Source organism: Cupriavidus sp. 10L43_2, assembly GCF_056395265.1.
Window position 1 is genome coordinate 444,126 of the sequence record NZ_JBFTJE010000001.1, and the last position, 16,077, is coordinate 460,202.

General features: G+C 65.7%; 14 protein-coding genes and 1 pseudogene. 5 read left to right on the plus strand and 10 right to left on the minus strand.

Going from position 1 to position 16,077, the window contains the following annotated elements; genetic code table 11:
• Positions 1–26: 26 nt before the first annotated feature.
• Positions 27–1,151 (plus strand): porin, encoded by a 1,125-nt coding sequence (locus tag AC1DEL_RS01930; protein WP_092293615.1) that lies wholly within the window; start codon positions 27–29, stop codon positions 1,149–1,151.
• Positions 1,152–1,301: 150 nt separating this feature from the next.
• Here AC1DEL_RS01930 and AC1DEL_RS01935 read toward each other — a convergent pair whose 3' ends face one another.
• Entirely contained in the window at positions 1,302–1,703 is a 402-nt protein-coding gene (locus AC1DEL_RS01935) for a hypothetical protein (RefSeq protein ID WP_441591325.1), read from the minus strand.
• Between the two features lie 166 nt (positions 1,704–1,869).
• Between AC1DEL_RS01935 and AC1DEL_RS01940 the strand changes: the two genes are divergently transcribed.
• Positions 1,870–2,289: a hypothetical protein gene (locus AC1DEL_RS01940; RefSeq protein WP_477125037.1), complete on the plus strand. Its 420-nt coding sequence runs from the start codon at positions 1,870–1,872 to the stop codon at positions 2,287–2,289.
• 84 nt (positions 2,290–2,373) lie between these two features.
• Here AC1DEL_RS01940 and AC1DEL_RS01945 read toward each other — a convergent pair whose 3' ends face one another.
• Together AC1DEL_RS01945 and AC1DEL_RS01950 are read right to left on the minus strand one after the other, a co-directional pair.
• Positions 2,374–3,348 (minus strand): Bug family tripartite tricarboxylate transporter substrate binding protein, encoded by a 975-nt coding sequence (locus AC1DEL_RS01945; RefSeq protein WP_255370772.1) that lies wholly within the window; start codon positions 3,346–3,348, stop codon positions 2,374–2,376.
• Positions 3,349–3,374: 26 nt separating this feature from the next.
• A complete protein-coding gene (locus AC1DEL_RS01950) occupies positions 3,375–4,253 on the minus strand; it encodes an isocitrate lyase/PEP mutase family protein (protein WP_441591327.1) in 879 nt (292 codons plus the stop codon).
• Between the two features lie 184 nt (positions 4,254–4,437).
• Here AC1DEL_RS01950 and AC1DEL_RS01955 point away from each other — a divergent pair, with 184 nt between their 5' ends.
• Together AC1DEL_RS01955 and AC1DEL_RS01960 are read left to right on the plus strand one after the other, a co-directional pair.
• Entirely contained in the window at positions 4,438–5,421 is a 984-nt protein-coding gene (locus AC1DEL_RS01955) for a LacI family DNA-binding transcriptional regulator (protein ID WP_454758048.1), read from the plus strand.
• Between the two features lie 132 nt (positions 5,422–5,553).
• A pseudogene (locus AC1DEL_RS01960) lies at positions 5,554–5,766 on the plus strand (cupin domain-containing protein); the annotation flags it as partial.
• Positions 5,767–5,833: 67 nt separating this feature from the next.
• On the opposite strand, the gene AC1DEL_RS01965 reads toward AC1DEL_RS01960, so the two are convergent.
• From AC1DEL_RS01965 to AC1DEL_RS01995, 7 genes are all read right to left on the minus strand, one after another.
• A complete protein-coding gene (locus AC1DEL_RS01965; protein ID WP_477125036.1) occupies positions 5,834–8,080 on the minus strand; it encodes a molybdopterin-dependent oxidoreductase in 2,247 nt (748 codons plus the stop codon).
• Positions 8,081–8,084: 4 nt separating this feature from the next.
• Positions 8,085–9,053, minus strand: coding sequence for a Bug family tripartite tricarboxylate transporter substrate binding protein (locus AC1DEL_RS01970; protein WP_441591329.1), 969 nt, complete (start codon positions 9,051–9,053; stop codon positions 8,085–8,087).
• Positions 9,054–9,111: 58 nt separating this feature from the next.
• On the minus strand, positions 9,112–10,137 hold the full coding sequence (locus tag AC1DEL_RS01975; RefSeq protein ID WP_441591330.1) for a M14 family metallopeptidase: 1,026 nt from the start codon (positions 10,135–10,137) through the stop codon (positions 9,112–9,114).
• On the minus strand, positions 10,121–11,344 hold the full coding sequence (metC, locus tag AC1DEL_RS01980; RefSeq protein WP_092293601.1) for a cystathionine beta-lyase: 1,224 nt from the start codon (positions 11,342–11,344) through the stop codon (positions 10,121–10,123). Before metC ends, AC1DEL_RS01975 begins: the two co-directional genes overlap by 17 nt.
• Positions 11,345–11,424: 80 nt before the next feature.
• Positions 11,425–12,426 carry a Bug family tripartite tricarboxylate transporter substrate binding protein gene (locus AC1DEL_RS01985; RefSeq protein WP_441591332.1) on the minus strand — a complete coding sequence of 334 codons (1,002 nt, stop codon included), beginning with the start codon at positions 12,424–12,426 and terminating at the stop codon, positions 11,425–11,427.
• A gap of 70 nt (positions 12,427–12,496) precedes the next feature.
• Positions 12,497–14,110 carry a rhodanese-like domain-containing protein gene (locus AC1DEL_RS01990; protein ID WP_477125035.1) on the minus strand — a complete coding sequence of 538 codons (1,614 nt, stop codon included), beginning with the start codon at positions 14,108–14,110 and terminating at the stop codon, positions 12,497–12,499.
• A gap of 113 nt (positions 14,111–14,223) precedes the next feature.
• Positions 14,224–14,811: a cysteine dioxygenase family protein gene (locus AC1DEL_RS01995; RefSeq protein WP_477108780.1), complete on the minus strand. Its 588-nt coding sequence runs from the start codon at positions 14,809–14,811 to the stop codon at positions 14,224–14,226.
• 125 nt (positions 14,812–14,936) lie between these two features.
• Between AC1DEL_RS01995 and AC1DEL_RS02000 the strand changes: the two genes are divergently transcribed.
• A complete protein-coding gene (locus tag AC1DEL_RS02000) occupies positions 14,937–15,803 on the plus strand; it encodes a LysR substrate-binding domain-containing protein (RefSeq protein ID WP_477159058.1) in 867 nt (288 codons plus the stop codon).
• Positions 15,804–16,077: the final 274 nt, after the last annotated feature.

A 16,077-nucleotide genomic window follows, 5' to 3' on the forward strand; every position in this document is an offset into this window, starting at 1 on the left:
GCCAGCACGACGGGTGGGCTGACGTCATGAAGAAGATTTCCACATTTGGCATCATGCTGACGGTTGCGGGCGCCGCGCATGCTCAGACATCGGTCACGCTATACGGACTGATCGATACGGCGATTGCCTATCAATCGCATCAGGTGGCTGCGACGAACGCGGCGGGGCGCGCCACGGGCAGTGGCGGCGCTGTGGGCGTCGTGCCGGGCTTCTTCAACGGATCGCGTTGGGGGATTCTGGGCAGCGAGGACCTTGGGGGCGGTACTTCTGCGGTCTTCAGGCTGGAGTCGGGGTTTAGCCCGGACGCCGGGGTGTCGCTGCAGGGCGGGCGGTTGTTCGGCCGTCAGGCCTGGGTCGGGCTCAATGCAGACTACGGGCAGATCACGCTCGGCCGCCAGTACAGCGTGCCGTTCGATATCCTGCTCCCGTTCGACACCATTGGCTGGGGCAATACCGGCGCGAGTGATGTCTGGGTGCAGTTGCTGGAAGGCTCGCGGCTCGACAACTCGCTCAAATATCAGCAGGTCGTGGGACCGCTGAAGGTGGAGGCGGCCTACTCGGCTGGCGAACTTGCAGGCGGTGCATCGGCGGGTTCGACCTATGCGGCGGGCGTGGGCTATACCCGCGGGCCGCTCGGTCTGGGTCTGGTGGGCCAGCAGGCGCGAGATCCCGCCAGGAACAAGCAGACCAACGCCGGCGTTGGCGCGTCATACGTGATGGGTCCCGTTACGCTCCACAGCTACTACCTTTACACGCGGCGGGATGCAGCGTTCGCCCCATCCGCCAGCCAGGACTTCGCGCCGACCTACGGCACCAATGCGCAGTTCTACGCCAACCCGGGTATCACCAACATCGGCACTGGCACGGCCGCAAGAACGGACCACGTGTTCCAGTTCGGCACCACGTACCAGGTCACGCAAGCCGTGGTCGTGAAGGCGGCCGCAATCTACGATGCCGCCAACAACGTCAACGCGGCGGGAGGGAGCGGCCACAAGCTGTCCGCATTCCTCGTTGGCGACTACTTCTTCTCCAAACGGACCGACACCTACCTCGCGGCGACCTACAACAAGGTCAGCGCGAGCATGAACGGCCCGTACGGCGGACATGACGACAGCGTTGGGGTGTTTCTCGGCATGCGTCATCGGTTCTGATCCGATAATCGCAGAACCATGCAGTACTCACGGCGCCATCGATTGGCGCCGTTTTTTATCCCGTCAAGCCGAGAAGAGCAGGAGGCATGCAGGCGTAAGAACTGGGATCGAAGCAGCAGGGAACAGGCATCCTGCATCGCCCGGCAACTGTCAGGACATTGCTTCGGTTTCCTCGGTCACCGTGCTTTCGGCGATCGCGTTATCGGCTTCGGCGCCCATGTCGCCCAGGCCGATGACGATCGTGATATTGGGCATCCAGTCCTTGCGGTCGGTGCTGGCGTCCGCAAACGTGGTAACCATTGCGGTGTAGCCCTGTGCCCGGAGGTCGTCGGCCAGCCGTTGCGCGCGTGGTTCCACCACTGCCTGCGGATTGTCTTCGTTGATATCGAGTACCAGAGTGGTCTCGAATTCTTCCTTGCCCTTCTGGATCGCTGCCTGCATAGCCTTGAGCTGCTTGTTCGCGAGCGCGACGAGCTTGCTGTACCTGGATTCTTCCTGGCTGGCGCGCAGTGTCTTGGCGGCGTTGATGATTTCGGTGCGGTCCACGAACATGATTGCCTTTCGATGTGGGGGGAAAGCGGAGACGACGCTCGGGCTGGGCTTGGGCGGCCAGTTTTCCGGGGTGTCGTGACTACTGTATAAATATACAGTGTCAGATGGCTCGCCCGCAAGTGGTAGACGCGCATCATCTCGTTTTCAGCCGTGCGAGAATTCGCGCATGCATTCCCACGTCAATCGACTGATGAAGACAACCCATCTATCCCTCGCCGCATTGCTGATCGCCATCGTGTCCGTGGCAGGATGCTCGGACCGCAACGCGTCTTCACAGAAGACGGCAGACACGCCAGCTACGGCCAGCGCACCGCGCACCGATGAATGGCTCGGCAAGTGGACCGGCCCCGAAGGCACGTTACTCGAGCTTGCCGGCGGCCATGGCAAGTACGACGTCACCGTGCAGAACCTCGATGGCCCGCGCCAGTTCGAGGGCCGGTATGCCGACGGCGCGATCGAATTCGAGCGCGACGGGACCAAAGAGATCATTCGCGCCACCAACGGCGCCGGGACTGGCATGAAATGGCTCGCCGGGAAGAAGAACTGTCTGACGGTTCGCCAGGGCGAAGGCTACTGCAGGGATTGACCGGACGGCCGCTCGTAGTGTTACCTGCGCCGTTCATCACGATGAACGGATCCAAGCCTGGGCGCGGCCACGGCAGTGCCGTGTTCATTCGAGTTTGATGCCGGCTTGCGAGACGATCTCCTTCGCTTTCGTACTGTCGTTCCGCACCAACGCGCCGAATGCCGCGCGGGTTTCCGTTCGCGGTTCCTGGCCCTGGACCACAATGGTGTTGCGCACGTCCGGGTCCTGCAGCACCCTGTTGATCTCCTTGTTGAGGCGTTCCGCAATCGCCGGCGGCAGGTTTGGTGGCGCGAACACGCCGTACCACTCGACCTGATGGAAATTCGGGTAGCCGAGTTCGGCCAGCGCCGGCACGTTTGGCAGGACCTGGCTGCGTTTCTGCGATGTCACGGCGAGCGCGCGCACCTTGCCGGACTGGACAAGGCTGATGGCCGATGCCACCGACGTTCCCGCGAGGTCGACATGCCCGCCCATCAGGTCGGCAATGGCGGGTGACGAGCCCTTGTACGGCACGTGCTGAAGCTTGATGCCCGCCGTGTTCTGCAACATCACCCCGGCCACGTGCGCTACGCTGCCGGTGCCGGATGTCGCGAAGGAAACTGGCTTGCCGCTTGCTTTCGCGGCAGCCGCAAGCTCGGCCCAGGTCTTGTACGGCGACGAAGCGTTGACGAGCAGCACCATCGGCGCTTCCACGGCAAAGGCGATCGGCGTCAGGTCTTTTACCGGGTCGAACGTCAGCTTCATCAACCAGGGCGCCAGCGCGACGTTGGCGGTCTGGCCAATGACCAGCTCATATCCGTCCGGCTGCGCGCGCGCGGCCTCGGCCAACCCAAGGGTGCCGGCCGCGCCCGGGCGGTTTTCGGGCACCACCCGCCACCCAGGGACTTCGGATAGCCTGGCGCTGAGGGTGCGTCCGATAAAGTCTGTGCCACCGCCGGGGGTGGACGGAATCACCATCCGGATGGGCTTCGTGGGTTGCCACTCCTGGGCCGCAACGCCGGGAGCAAAGTTGACGAGCATCGCGCCCGCGAGCACGGCTGGCATCAGGGCATTCTTCATACATTGTCTCCTCGGTCGATGGGGCTTTAGCCCTCGGTGTAGCGAGCTTCTTGCGCGATTGCCTCGTGCAAGCCAACAAAATCGTTGTATTCCTCGAATGGCGTGAGCATGTGGGCGATGGCGCTCACGTCGCCGCCGCTGCGCAGGAACGTTTCCATCATGTCCTTCACGGCCTTGTGCATCGCCAGCAGCGGCTCGACGGGACACAGTGCGAACCCGAAGCCGAGTTCCCCAATCTGTTTCAGCGTGAGACGAGGGCTCTTGCCCGACGTGACCATGTTGAACAACAGCGGCTTGCCAAGCGGCTTGAGCTGGCGGCTGATCTCCCGCATCTGCTCCGTGCTTTCGACCGCATCGGCATAGAGTCCGTCTGCCCCGGCCTCCGCATAGGCGATCAGGCGCGCGATGGCGTCATCCAGGCCATTGACCGCGATGGCGTCGGTCCGCCCGACGATGAAGAAATCGGGATCCTGCCGTGCATCGACCATGGCGCGCAGCTTCTGCACCATCTCGTGACGGCTGATGAGCTGTTTGCCCGCGAAGTGGCCACATTTCTTCGGGAGCGACTGGTCTTCCAGGTGCAGGCAAGAGGCGCCGGCCTCCTCCCAGAGCCGGATGGTGCGCTGCACATCGAGCATGCCGCCATAACCGGTGTCGGCGTCGGCAAAGACGGGGAGGGTGGTGGCACGGCAAACACGGCGGATGTGCTCGAACATGTCGCGCTGGGACAGCGCCCCCATATCCGGTTCGCCAGCCTCGACGCCACACGCGACGAAGCCGCTGACAAACAACGCCTTGGCGCCGGCCGCTTCGGCCAGTTTCGCGGTAACCGCGTCGTAGGCACCCATGCAGACAAAGGGGTCGCCGGCCTGGAACAAGGCTCGGAAGCGCTGGTTGCGACTCATGGAAAGCTCCGGTGTATAGGGAATGGTAGCGCTATCATAGGAAGAGTTGGTAGCGCTACCATATAAGTGATTTCCCGATAAACCTTGCTGCTACACTGCGAAAGCCGCAAGCGGTCTAACGTCCACTATCTCAATGTCTGCCCCAGTTGACCCAACGCAGCCCCAGCCGACGGGGCAACTCTCCATGAAGGAGGTGGCACGCCTGGCCGGCGTCTCGCCGATGACCGTCTCGCGTGTCCTCAGCGCGCCGCACCTCGTGAAGCCCGAGACCCTCGAGCAGGTGCAGTCCGTCATCCGCGCGGTGCGTTATGTACCCAATCGCGTGGCCGGCAGCCTGGCTTCGCGGCGCACCAGCCTGGTCGGGTTGATCGTTCCCAGCCTCAGGAACGCGCTGTATGCGGAAACGATCCAGGGCATCTCCGATGTCCTGCAGCGCCACGGCCTGCACCTGATGATTTCGGACAGCGGGTATTCGCTGGAGCGCGAGGAAGCGTTGATCTCGGCCTACCTGTCCCAGCGGCCATGTGGCCTCATCCTGCACAACACCACGCATACGGAAGCGGCCCGCCACCTGCTCCAGGATGCCGGCGTGCCCTGCGTGGAAACCGGCAACCTGACGACGCAGCCGATCGATATGGCCGTCAGTTACTCGAATCGGGAAGCGGGGCGGGCCATGGCGAACCATCTGCTATCGCGGGGATATCGCAGGTTTGGATTTGCCAGTCTTCCCATCAGCGATAACGAGCGCTTGCGCGAGCGGCGCGACGGCTTTTTCGACGGACTGCGCGCGGCGGGCATCGAGGTCGATCCGGCGATGGTGCTGGAAGTGGGCGAGGGCCTGGAAAACGGCAGCCATGCACTAGCGGAACTTATGCGCCGGGACACCTCGGTACAGGCCCTGTTCCTGGCCGGTGACGTGCTTGCGGCCGGCGCCATCCTCGAGTGCACGCGCCGAGGTTTGCGCGTGCCGGGGGATATTGCCATCGCGGGGTCGGACGACAACGACCTCATGCAACATATGGTGCCGCCCATCACAACGGTGCGTTTTCCTCGTTATCGCATCGGCGTCCGTAGCGCGGAGCTGATCGTGTCCCGGCAGGAGGACGAGCGCGCGCAACCGATGACGGAAGACCTGGGCTTCGAGGTCGTGCCGCGCGGCAGCACATGATGCGAAATGCATCCCGCAACAGTGCGCCGATGCTAGCCCCACACCCTGGTCAGCGCGTCCAGCGCCGCCACGATCAAGGGCTCGTCCAGGCCGTCTCGACCGAACGCGCCTGTGCGGCGACCGGCCTTGCGCCACGCCAAGTCGTCGTTCATCTATGCATATGTCGTCTCGGGCAGCATTGCGAGCAAGGTGAATGACGAGCCGGAACGTGTGTACAAGGCGGGGGAGAGCTTCTTCGAGACGCCGGGTTCACGTCATCCGGTAAGCCGCAATGCAAGCAAGACAAAGCCCGCGAAGCTGCTGGCTGTGTTCGTCGTCGACTCGGCCGACAAGGAATTGACGGTCAACGACAACTGGGGGCCTGGAATGCCGACGGCAACGAAGTATCCAGGACTGACGAGGCGCCGCCGCTTCAGCTATCCCGCGACACCTCCACCAGGCAGCTCATGGCATTGGGTCCCTGCGTCAGGTCTGATGTGCCGATGTCCAGCGTGAGGGTATTTGCGGCGCCGGCGCGGTCCACGCCATCCGGATCGGGGTCGTACCAGGCGCCGGTGGCCATCACGGCCACGCCGCGCGTGACGCCGTCGCTGATCGCCAGTCCGGCGGAAAGCGCGCCCCGCGCGTTGTGCACGCGCACCCGCATGCCGGGATGCAATCCGCGCGCCGCCGCATCCCCGGGATGGAGCGTAATCCGCTCCGCCCCCGCAATCTTCCCGGCTTGCGCCAGCGGCGCAGGATCGAGCTGGCTGTGCAGCCGATCGGCGGGCTGGACGGAAACGAGATGCAGCGGATACGTGTCGGCCGCCGGGGCGCCAAGCCATTCCACGGGCGGTTGCCAGTTCGGATGCGTGCCGCAATCGTCCGACAGGGTCCCGAGGGTCGGGCTGGCGAGTTCGATGCGGCCGCTCGGCGTGCGCAAGGGATGCGCGGCGGGGTCGTGACGGAAATCGTCGAACAGCACGAAGTCCTCCGTCGGCGGCGGCAGCGCGACGTGGCCGGTGCGCCAGAATTGCTCGAATTCCGGGAGATCGATGCCGGCCTGCGCTTGGGCGTCCCGGCATCGCGCGTAGATGGCGGCGAGCCAACCGTTCTCGTCGCGGTTCTCGGTGAAGGCTTCGCGGTACCCCAGCCGGTCCGACAGATCGGTAAAGATGTCGAGATCGCTGCGCGCCTGATGCAGCGGCGCAATGGCCTGATGCATCGCCAGCACGTATCGATCGCGCGACGATCCGCCAATGTCGTTGCGCTCGAGCGCCGTGGTGACGGGCAGCACGATGTCCGCATGGCGCGCCGTGGCAGTCCAGCAGATGTCCTGGACGATGACGGTCTGTGGCCGCGCCCACGCCTCACGCAGCCGCGACAGCTGCTGGTGATGATGAAACGGATTGCCGCCGGCCCAGTGAATCAGCTTCACGTCGGGGTAGTGGCGGGTTTCGCCGCGGAAGCGATAGGGGGTGCCCGGATGGAGCAGCATGTCCGAGAGCCGCGCGCAGGGAATGTCCAGCTGGGCCGGGTTGCGCCCGACCGGCATCTCCGGCCCCGGTGTGGCCACGCGCGGATTGCCGACGCCGTTCATGGACCCATGGCCGAAGCCGAAGCCGCCGCCGGGCAGGCCGATCTGGCCGAGCATGGCCGCCAGCGCAATGGCCATCCAGTACGGCTGCTCGCCGCGGTGCTGGCGTTGCACGGCAAAGCTGCAGGTGATGTAGCTACGCTTGCCCGCGAGCTGCGTCGCCAGTTGTTCGATGCGCTCCGCGCGAATGCCAGTGATGGCAGCGGCCCAGGCCGGTGTCTTTGGCGAGCCGTCGCTGTGTCCGAGCAGATAGCCTTCGAGTTCAGCCCAGCCGCTGCAGTGCGTCTGCAGGAACGCCGTGTCGTGCGCATCGGCGCGGCGCAACTCGTAGGCCAGCGCGAGCATCAGCGCAACATCGGTGTTCGGGCGAATCGGAATCCATTCGGCGCCAAGAAAGTCGGGGCAGTCGTCGCGGGTGGGGCTGATGTTGATGACCGTGGCGCCACTGGCAGCCAGCTTGCGCAGCCAGCCTTCCTGCGTGTGCTCGGCCGCGCCGCCGGATGAGACCTGGCCATTCTTGAGCGCCAGCCCGCCAAAGGCGATGAAGATCTCGGTGTTCGCGATCAGGCTGGGCCATGCGGTCACGCGGCCGGTCAGCGGGCGGTCAGTGCCAATCACATGCGGTAACAGGAACTGCGCCGTGCCCCAGCTGTAGTTGCCGACCTGATCGACACAGCCGCCGCCGCTGAAATGAAACCGGCGGATCAGTGAACGCGCATGGTGCAGCCGGCCTGCCGACGACCAGCCGTACGATCCACCGAACACGCCGGACGGACCATGGGCGTCGCGGACCCGCGTAATCTCGCTGGCGACGAGATCGAGCGCCACATCCCACGACACTTCGACGAAATCATCGCGTCCGCGTGCGTGGCCATCGGCAGCCTCGCGCTTGTCGAGCCAGCCGCGCCGCACCATCGGCGTGCGAATGCGGGTGGGCGAGTAGACCATCGGCGCGATCGATTCGAGCAACGGCGAGGGGTTGGGATCCGCCGCGAATGGCTCGCAGCGGATCAACCGGCCGTCTTCCACGACTGCCGTGAAGGCGCCCCAATGCGCCAGTTGCGGGTAGCGGCGAATCGTCACGGTCTCAATCGCCCTGGATGCCAGCCTTGCGGATCAGGTCGCCCCATTTGGCGCGCTCCGTATTCAGCAGCTTGGCGAACTGCTGCGGCGTGTCCGACGTGGCGTCCATGCCGGAAACCGCCAGACGCTGTCGGATGTCCGGATCGGCCATCACTTTCACGAGTGCCTTGTTCAACTGCGCGATGACCTCGGCCGGCGTGCCGGCGGGCGCCACCAGCCCGTACCAGTTGGTGACGTCATAACCGGGAACGCCCGATTCCGCGACGGTCGGCACGCCGGGGAACTGCGGCGAGCGCGTGGCGGTGGTCACGGCCAGCGCACGCAGCTTTCCCGAGGCGATCAGCGGCTTTGCCGAGGGATCCGAGAACGTGATCGGCACGATGCCACCCATCACATCGGTCAGCGCGGGCGTGGTGCCCTTGTACGGCACATGCTGCATCTGCAGCCCCGTCAGCATCTTGAACTGCTCGGCCGCGATCTGGCCGATGGTGCCGTTGCCACCCGACGCGTACGAGAACTTGCCATTGGCGCTGCGCAGGGCCGCGAGCATGCCGTGTACGTCCTTGTAGGGCGCATCGGCGCCTGTGACCAGCACATTGGGCATCGTGACCAGCACGCTGATCGGTGCGAAGTCCTTCTGCGGGTCGTAGTTCAGCTTGCGCAGGTTCGGCCAGATCGTGAACGAGCCCGGCGTGGCGACGTACAGCGTATAGCCGTCCGGCGCGGACTTCGCGACCAGATCCGTGGCGATCAGTCCGCCCGCGCCGGGACGGTTGTCGATGATGACATTGGCTTTGAGGTGCTCCGACAGCGCGGGCGCAATGGCGCGCGCGAGCGCATCGGCGCCGCCGCCCGGCGGGAAGCCCACCACTACGCGGATTGGCTTCGATGCATCGGGCCAGGCCGCATGGGCGGCGAGCGGCGCGGTGACGGCAAGGAAGGGAACGAGAAGGCGCAACGCGCGTGCAAACATGATCAAACTCCGGTCAACCAGTAAAACTTCACTTCGCCGCATGGCGGGACGCTGCAAGTCAGGAAATCGACACCGTGTCCCATTCCCAGGCCACGAACGCCAGGCGCTCGCCGGTATGGACGACGGGATCGCTACGCAGGCCGATCAGCACGCCATCGCGTGATAGCGGCTTCACGGGTGTGAGCGACGCGTCGAGCTTCAGCGTGTCGCCAATCGATGCGCCTTCCGGCACCAGATCGCCCGCGCGCGCCGCCGGGAGGAACAGGCCCCCTTCGTCGGCCGTGATCCAGCCGCGCCGCTTGACGCGTCGCAGGCTGGTGGCAGCCGGCTTGGCCGGTCTGTCCGGCGTGGCATCGAGGATGCCCATCTGCACGGCCAGTGTGTGGAAGCCGGTTTCCGCCACTGCGATGTTGTCGGCCTCGAAGCGGCTGCCGCTGCCCAGTTCGAGCATGAACGCGCAGACGCCCGCGGCCAGGCACTGATAGTCGAGCGCGCCAGCGATATTGCCGGGAAGTTCGCCCTTGCCGCCGACGTCCTGCTGGCAGGCAACATGCGGATGAAACGGCGCCATTGCGGCCAGTACATCGGCCTCGGTGACGCGGCTGTCCGGATGCACCTTGTAGACCGTGTAGGGCCGCGCGTCGAACAGCGGGTTCATCGTATGGAGGTTGATCAGCACGTCCGCCACGCCACGGATTTCGCTCATCAGGGCATGGGCGAGACGTTCCGAGACGAGTCCACCGGCGTTACCCGGATATGTCTGGTCGAGATCGAGTTCGTCGTAGGGATTGCGCTTGCGGCGCGCGTCCAGCGCTTGCGGATTGCCCGTGGGCGTCACCACGACATTGCCGCGCAGGGTGGCGGGATCGAGGCTGCGCGCGAAGCGCAGCGCGGCCACCATGCCATTGATTTCGTCGCCATGCACCTGGCCGTGCAGCCATAGCGTGCGGCCCGGTTGTGCGCCGCGCACCGCGACATAGGGCAGCGTGACGGACATCCCCGAGGCCATCGAGCCAACGGGAAGTTGCCCGCTGGTGCGGGCCGGGCCGGATTGCTGGCGCAGCCAGTCACCGATGATGGGCATGGGAAGACTCCTGATGTGTGAGGGGTAGATCGGCTATATCGGCAATCGCGGCGAAGGCCTGGTCGAGGTCGGCCAGCAGGTCGGGCACGCCTTCCAGGCCGATGTGCAGGCGGATCACGGTGCCATGGGCGGCCCAGTCCGTGACGCTGCGCGCGCGGCGCATGTCGGCCAGCACGGCCAGGCTCTCGAAGCCGCCCCACGAGGCGCCGATGCCGAACAGCTTGAGACTGTCGACAAACCGCTCCGGCGCCACCGGTGCCTGCGAGCGCAACGTGAACGACAGCAGGCCGTTGGTGCCGTGGCAGTCGCGTTGCCAGAGGGCATGGTTGGGATCGTGCGGCAGGGCAGGGCAGAAGACGTCGGCCACTTCGGGGCGATCGAGCAGCCAGTGGGCCACTGCGAGGGCACTCTGCTGATGCTGTGCCAGACGGGCGCCGAGCGTGCGGATGCCGCGTTGCACCAGATACGCGTCGTCCGGGCTCACCGTGATGCCGAACGCATCGGCCATCGTCGCCAGTTCCGGCCACGCCGCCTCGGTGGTGCAGACGGTGCCCATCATCACGTCGGAATGGCCGCCGAGATATTTGGTGGCCGCCATCAGCGAGATATCGGCGCCGAGTTCCAGCGGCCGGTACAGCAGGCCAGAACCCCAGGTGTTGTCCGCCGCAACCAGCGCCCCATGGGCGTGGGCACGGGCGGCCAGTGCCGGCAGGTCGCACATCTCATAGACCAGCGAGCCGGGCGCTTCCACATAGACCAGTCGCGTTTCGGGCCGCAGCTTCGCGTCGAGATCGGACCCATCCGCCGCATAGAAATCAGTGGCGATGCCGTGCTGGCGGAGGAAGCCGTTGGCCAGGTTGCGCACGGGCTCGTAGACGCAATCGGGCAGCAACACATGTTGTCCCGGCCGCACGTAGGCTAGGATGGTCATCGCGGCAGCGGCCAGCCCCGAGGGAAACAGCCGCGTGCGATAGCCGCCCTCGAGCATGGTCACCATGTCTTCCAGCGCGAAGTTGGTCGGATTGCCGCGCGCGCCGTAGGTGAACAGCCGCTCGGTATCGCGGCGCGCACGCATTTCGCGTTGCTGCGCCACGGAATCGAACAGGACGGTGCTGGCGCGCACCACCGGCGGGTTCACGGGCTGGCCGCCTTGCACGGCATATGTGCGTCCGGCATGGGCAAGGCGGGTAGGAAGCGATGGTGTCATGGTTGGCCTGGGGGGATGGCTCATGGTTGTACGGGACGCCGCAAGGACCGTGCCCTGTTGTGCTAATGCCGGATCGGGGGTCAGTCGACGTGCGCGCCGGAGAGCTTGACGATCTGCGACCAGCGCGAGATGTCCAGCTTCAACTGCGCCGCGAAGGCCTCCGGCGTGTTGCCCACCACGTCGCTGCCGCCTTCGTTGATTGTCTTCACCACGTCCGGCATCTGCAGCACCTGCACGATGGCGCGATTCAGCAGCGCCACGCGTTCCGGCGACGTGCCGGCCGGCACGAAGAAGCCGTACCAGTCCTCGAATCGTGCATTGCGATAGCCCAGGTCTTCAAGCGTCGGCACCTTGGTGAATACCCCGAGACGGCGCGGGCTGGTGACGGCCAATGCCCGCATGCGGCCGGTCTGGATGAAGCCCGCCACCGAGGAGGTCGACGTGATCAGCACATCCACCTGTCCGCCAAGCAGGTCGTTGATGGCCGGCCCCGCGCCCTTGTACGGCACATGCTGCAGCGACACGTTGCTGTCCTTGTCCAGCACCACGCCCACCAGATGCGACAGCGTGCCGTTGCCGGGCGTGGCGTAAGTGATCTTCTGTGGCTGCGCCTTGGCCTGGGTGGCCAGCTCCTCGAAGGTCTTCCACGGGGCGTTGGCCGATACCACGATAGCCAGCGGTGCCGCGTTGATCTGCGTGACCGGGATGAACTGCTTGACGGGGTCGAAGCCGGGCGAGCGATAGAGCGTCGGGTTCACCGCCATGATCGACACTTGCGAGGTCAGCACCGTATAGCCGTCCGCCTTCGATTCCGCCGCATAGCGCGTGCCGATGTTGCCCCCCGCGCCGCCACGGTTGTCGATGACGGCGCTCTGGCCCAGCACCTGCGACAGGCGCGTGGCCACCACGCGCGAAACGGCGTCGTTGCCACCGCCGGCAGGGAAGGGCGACACGATGCGCAGCGGCTGCGTCGGGAAGCCATTCACCGGGGCCAGCGGCTGCTGTGCCGACGCAAGGCTCGTCGTGACAGCGGCGGTGACGGCGAGTGCTGCAACCAGGTACTGCGAAAGACGGGATGACATCGGGCGTGACATGGGGCGACCTCGTTCTTATATGGCAGGTTTAGGGCGGCGGTGCAGGGGTGAGATGAAATCAGGCGATGGGCGGGAAGTGGAATGTGGCCAGTTCCTGCGCGTCCAGCTGCGCGATCAGGCCGGTTTCCCACGCCAGGTACTGGCGCGCGGCGGCCTTGTTGCCGTCGTGGCGGTCGTGGACGAAGAACAGGTAGTCGATGCAGCACGCATCGGGCAGCGTGTCGGCGCCCTGATGGGTCGGCAGGCCAGCGGCGCGCCATGCGTGCAGGCCGCCTTGCAGGCGCCGCACATCGGGATAGCCGAGCGCATGGAGGTCGCGCACGGCGATGTCAGCCGGATCGTCGCCATCGGCATCACCGACGAGCACCAGTGTGGTGTCGTGCGGCACGCCATGCAGGTCATGCGCGAGCCGCGCGCGCGTGGTCCACTGGCTCCCGGCGATATGGCCGGCGCGGAAGCTCATGCTGCCGCGCAGATCGATGGCCAGCATCGACCGGTCCACGAGACCGGCGGCCAGTGCTGCAACGCTGACGGCCTCCGGCGAGATCGCTCCATGCGTGGGCCCTTGCGCGGCCTTGACGCCGGCCGCCAGCCCGGCCTGCAGGCCGCCATCGAGGACCACGGCGTCGTGGCCCATCTGGCGCAGCCAGCTCGCCACCACCGTCGCACGGACGCCTTCCGCATCGAACAGCACCAACCGCGCCCGGCGTACGCCGACGTACTGGTCGGTGGCCTGCATCAGCTGGCCGCCCGGCGTGTGCTGCGCGCCGGGCAGGGTCTGCGCAGCGAATTCCTCGGCTGTGCGCACGTCGCACAGGTAGGTGGTGCGCGACCGGTCCGCCAGCCAGCCGATGGCCTGCGCCGCAGCGATGTGCGGCACGTTGAAGCGCGCGGCCAGCGACTGTGCGGCATGGCGCGCGGCGTCGAGGTCGCGCGGGGTGGCGTTGTCCGGATACCGGGCCGTGCCGCCGTGTTCGAGCGTGAAGTCGTTCAGATACCAGCCCTGCGTGCCGTTTTCGAGCGCGTAGACCGGGTTGCTGACACCGACGTTGATCAGCGACTGTGCGCCGATGATGCTGCGCGTGCGTCCCGCGCAATTGATGACGATCGGCGTGGCGGGATCGGGCACCAGATCGCGCAGGCGATAGGCCAGCTCGCCATTGGGGCAGCAGATGGCGCCCGGGATGTTCATCTTGCGGAATTCGCTGATCGGGCGGCCATCGAGCACAACCGGGGCGTTCGGGCCGGCCTGCATCGCGGCAAGCTCGGCCGCCGAGACGCGCGGCGTGCCGTAGTGATGCTCGGCCAGTTCGCCGAACGTCTTCGAAGGCAGGTTGACCCCGGCGAAGAGGGTGTAGCCGGCGGCCTGCCATGCCGGCATGCCGCCGTCGAGCACGAACAGCGCCGTGTAGCCGAGCCGCGCCAGCGCACTGGCGGCGGCTTGCGCCACGCCGTCGCCATTGTCGGCCAGCACGATGCGCGCGTCAGTGCGCGGCGCCAGTCGCCCGACATCGAGTTCCAGGCGGCTGAATGGCAGCGGCACGGCGTAGAACGGATGGCCTTCGCCGTATTGGCCGTGCTCTCGCACGTCGAACAGCGCGATTTCGTCGGCATCGTGCAGCCAGCCTTTCAGGGTGGCGGCGTCGATAGCGGTGTGGTGTGGATGGCTCATGAAATTCCGGGCGATAGGGGGCCGTCCTCTCCGCAGAGAGGAAAATTCGGCGTGCTGTGTCAGGAGTCGGGGGGCGGCCTTGTCTGGCGCAGGCCCCCCTCAGGCGGCTGTGGTTACCGGCGGGTCTGTACGCCCATGTTCATGATCTGGCAGCGTCCGGTCTCGAGGTCGAACGTCAGTCGGTCGGTCAGCGTTTCCAGCGCGCGGCCGTACATATGCAGGTGGCGGATGACGTCGTCACCGCGGATCTCGACCGAGTGAATGTCATCCGGCAGCAGGGCGATGCCGTGGCGCGGCCCCACCTCTACCGTGCGCGAGTGCTCGAGCGTGCCCACGCCTGGCTGGCTGCCATCGTCCGTGCGCGCGTAGACGTCGTTGAATTCCACGCCGCTGACGCCGGCCACGCAGGCCCACGTGGTGTGGTTGTGCGGCGGAATGCGCTTGCCGGGGCGCATGACGTTCAGGTAAAGCGCGTAGGTCTTGTCCGGATCCTCGGCGATGAGGTAGCGCGCCTGGCGCTCGCCGGGCTCCGGGGGCGGGTAATCGGCCTCGGCCCAGAATTCGGTGTGCGCGGCCAGGTCTTCCACATGGGTCAGGACATCGGCCAGACTGGCGCGAGTCACGCCGCCCCTGTCTACGATTTTCCTAATGGATTCAATGGTGTCTCCGACGGCTGCCTGGCGCTGTTGTGCGATGGACATGTTGCGATCAATCCTTGCAATCGTTGTTTTTGACGGGTAGAACGGTGTGTCGAGTTTCACTGTAATGAACACCTGTCCTGAAAACCACTTAATGCGCAACGAAAATCCATTAGCAGGTCTAATGAATGCGTAATCTTGACCTGGACTTGCTTCGCACCCTGGTGGCCATCGCCGATCACGAGACCTTTGGCGCTGCCGCCGAAACCGTGCAGCGCACCCARTCGGCSGTSACSCAGCAGATGCAGCGGCTGGAAGAGCAGMTCGGRCTGMCSCTGTTCGAGCGCCAGGGGCGTGGCAAGCACCTGACGCGTCATGGCAAGAAGCTGCTGGAGTACGCGCGGCAGTTGCTGACGATCAACGACGAAGCCCTGCGCATGTTGCGCGAGGGCGACCTGACTGGCTCCCTCCGCATCGGCGCGCCGCATGACGTGGCCGACACCATCCTGCCGGGGCTGCTGTCGCACATCGCGCGATCCTCTCCCGCCCTGCGGCTGGAGATCCACGTGGGGCGAAGCCCATTCCTGATGGATTCCCTGCGACGCGGCGAGATCGACCTGACGGTTTCCACGCGCGAAGACAACACGCTCGACGGCATCGTGCTGCGGACCACCCCGACGATCTGGGTCTGCTCGGCGGATTTCGTCTACGAGCGTGGTACGGCGGTGCCGTTGATTCTGGCCGACGAGCCGAGCCTGTTTCGCAAGCTGTCGCTCGAAGCGCTGACGCAGGCCGGCGTGCCCTGGCGCATTGCGTATCTGGCGCCCAGCCTGATCGGCATCAAGGCGGCGCTGCGCGGCGGGCTGGGCATCACCGCACGCAGCATCGACCTGCTGGCGGCGGACATGCGCATCCTCGGCGAAGCCGACGGCCTGCCGCGGTTGCCCGATGTCACCTATTACCTTTGGGCACGTCCCAATGCGGTCAATCCCGTCGCGCGTCATGTCTTCTCGATGCTTAAAACAGCGCTGCAGCGCGGATTGGTCAGCGCGTGACCGGAGCGCGCGATTTCAGCCGTGCAACACTTAAGAAGGCGCCATCGTAGGCGCGGGTGCGCGGGATGCCAACGAATAAGATTGCCTATCGTTATCTGTCGATGGCTTTCGTTTTGCTTTCAGCCGAACAATCAGTCGCCAGGCACCATGGCGCGCACCTGCGCGAGCAGCCACGCGTGAGCGGGGTCGGAGAAGGGGGAGGAAAAGGAGAAGGGGGAGTGGAAGTAGACGCAGGCCAATGTGCCGGTTTTTCGATGGGGAGCGCATCGTCCCG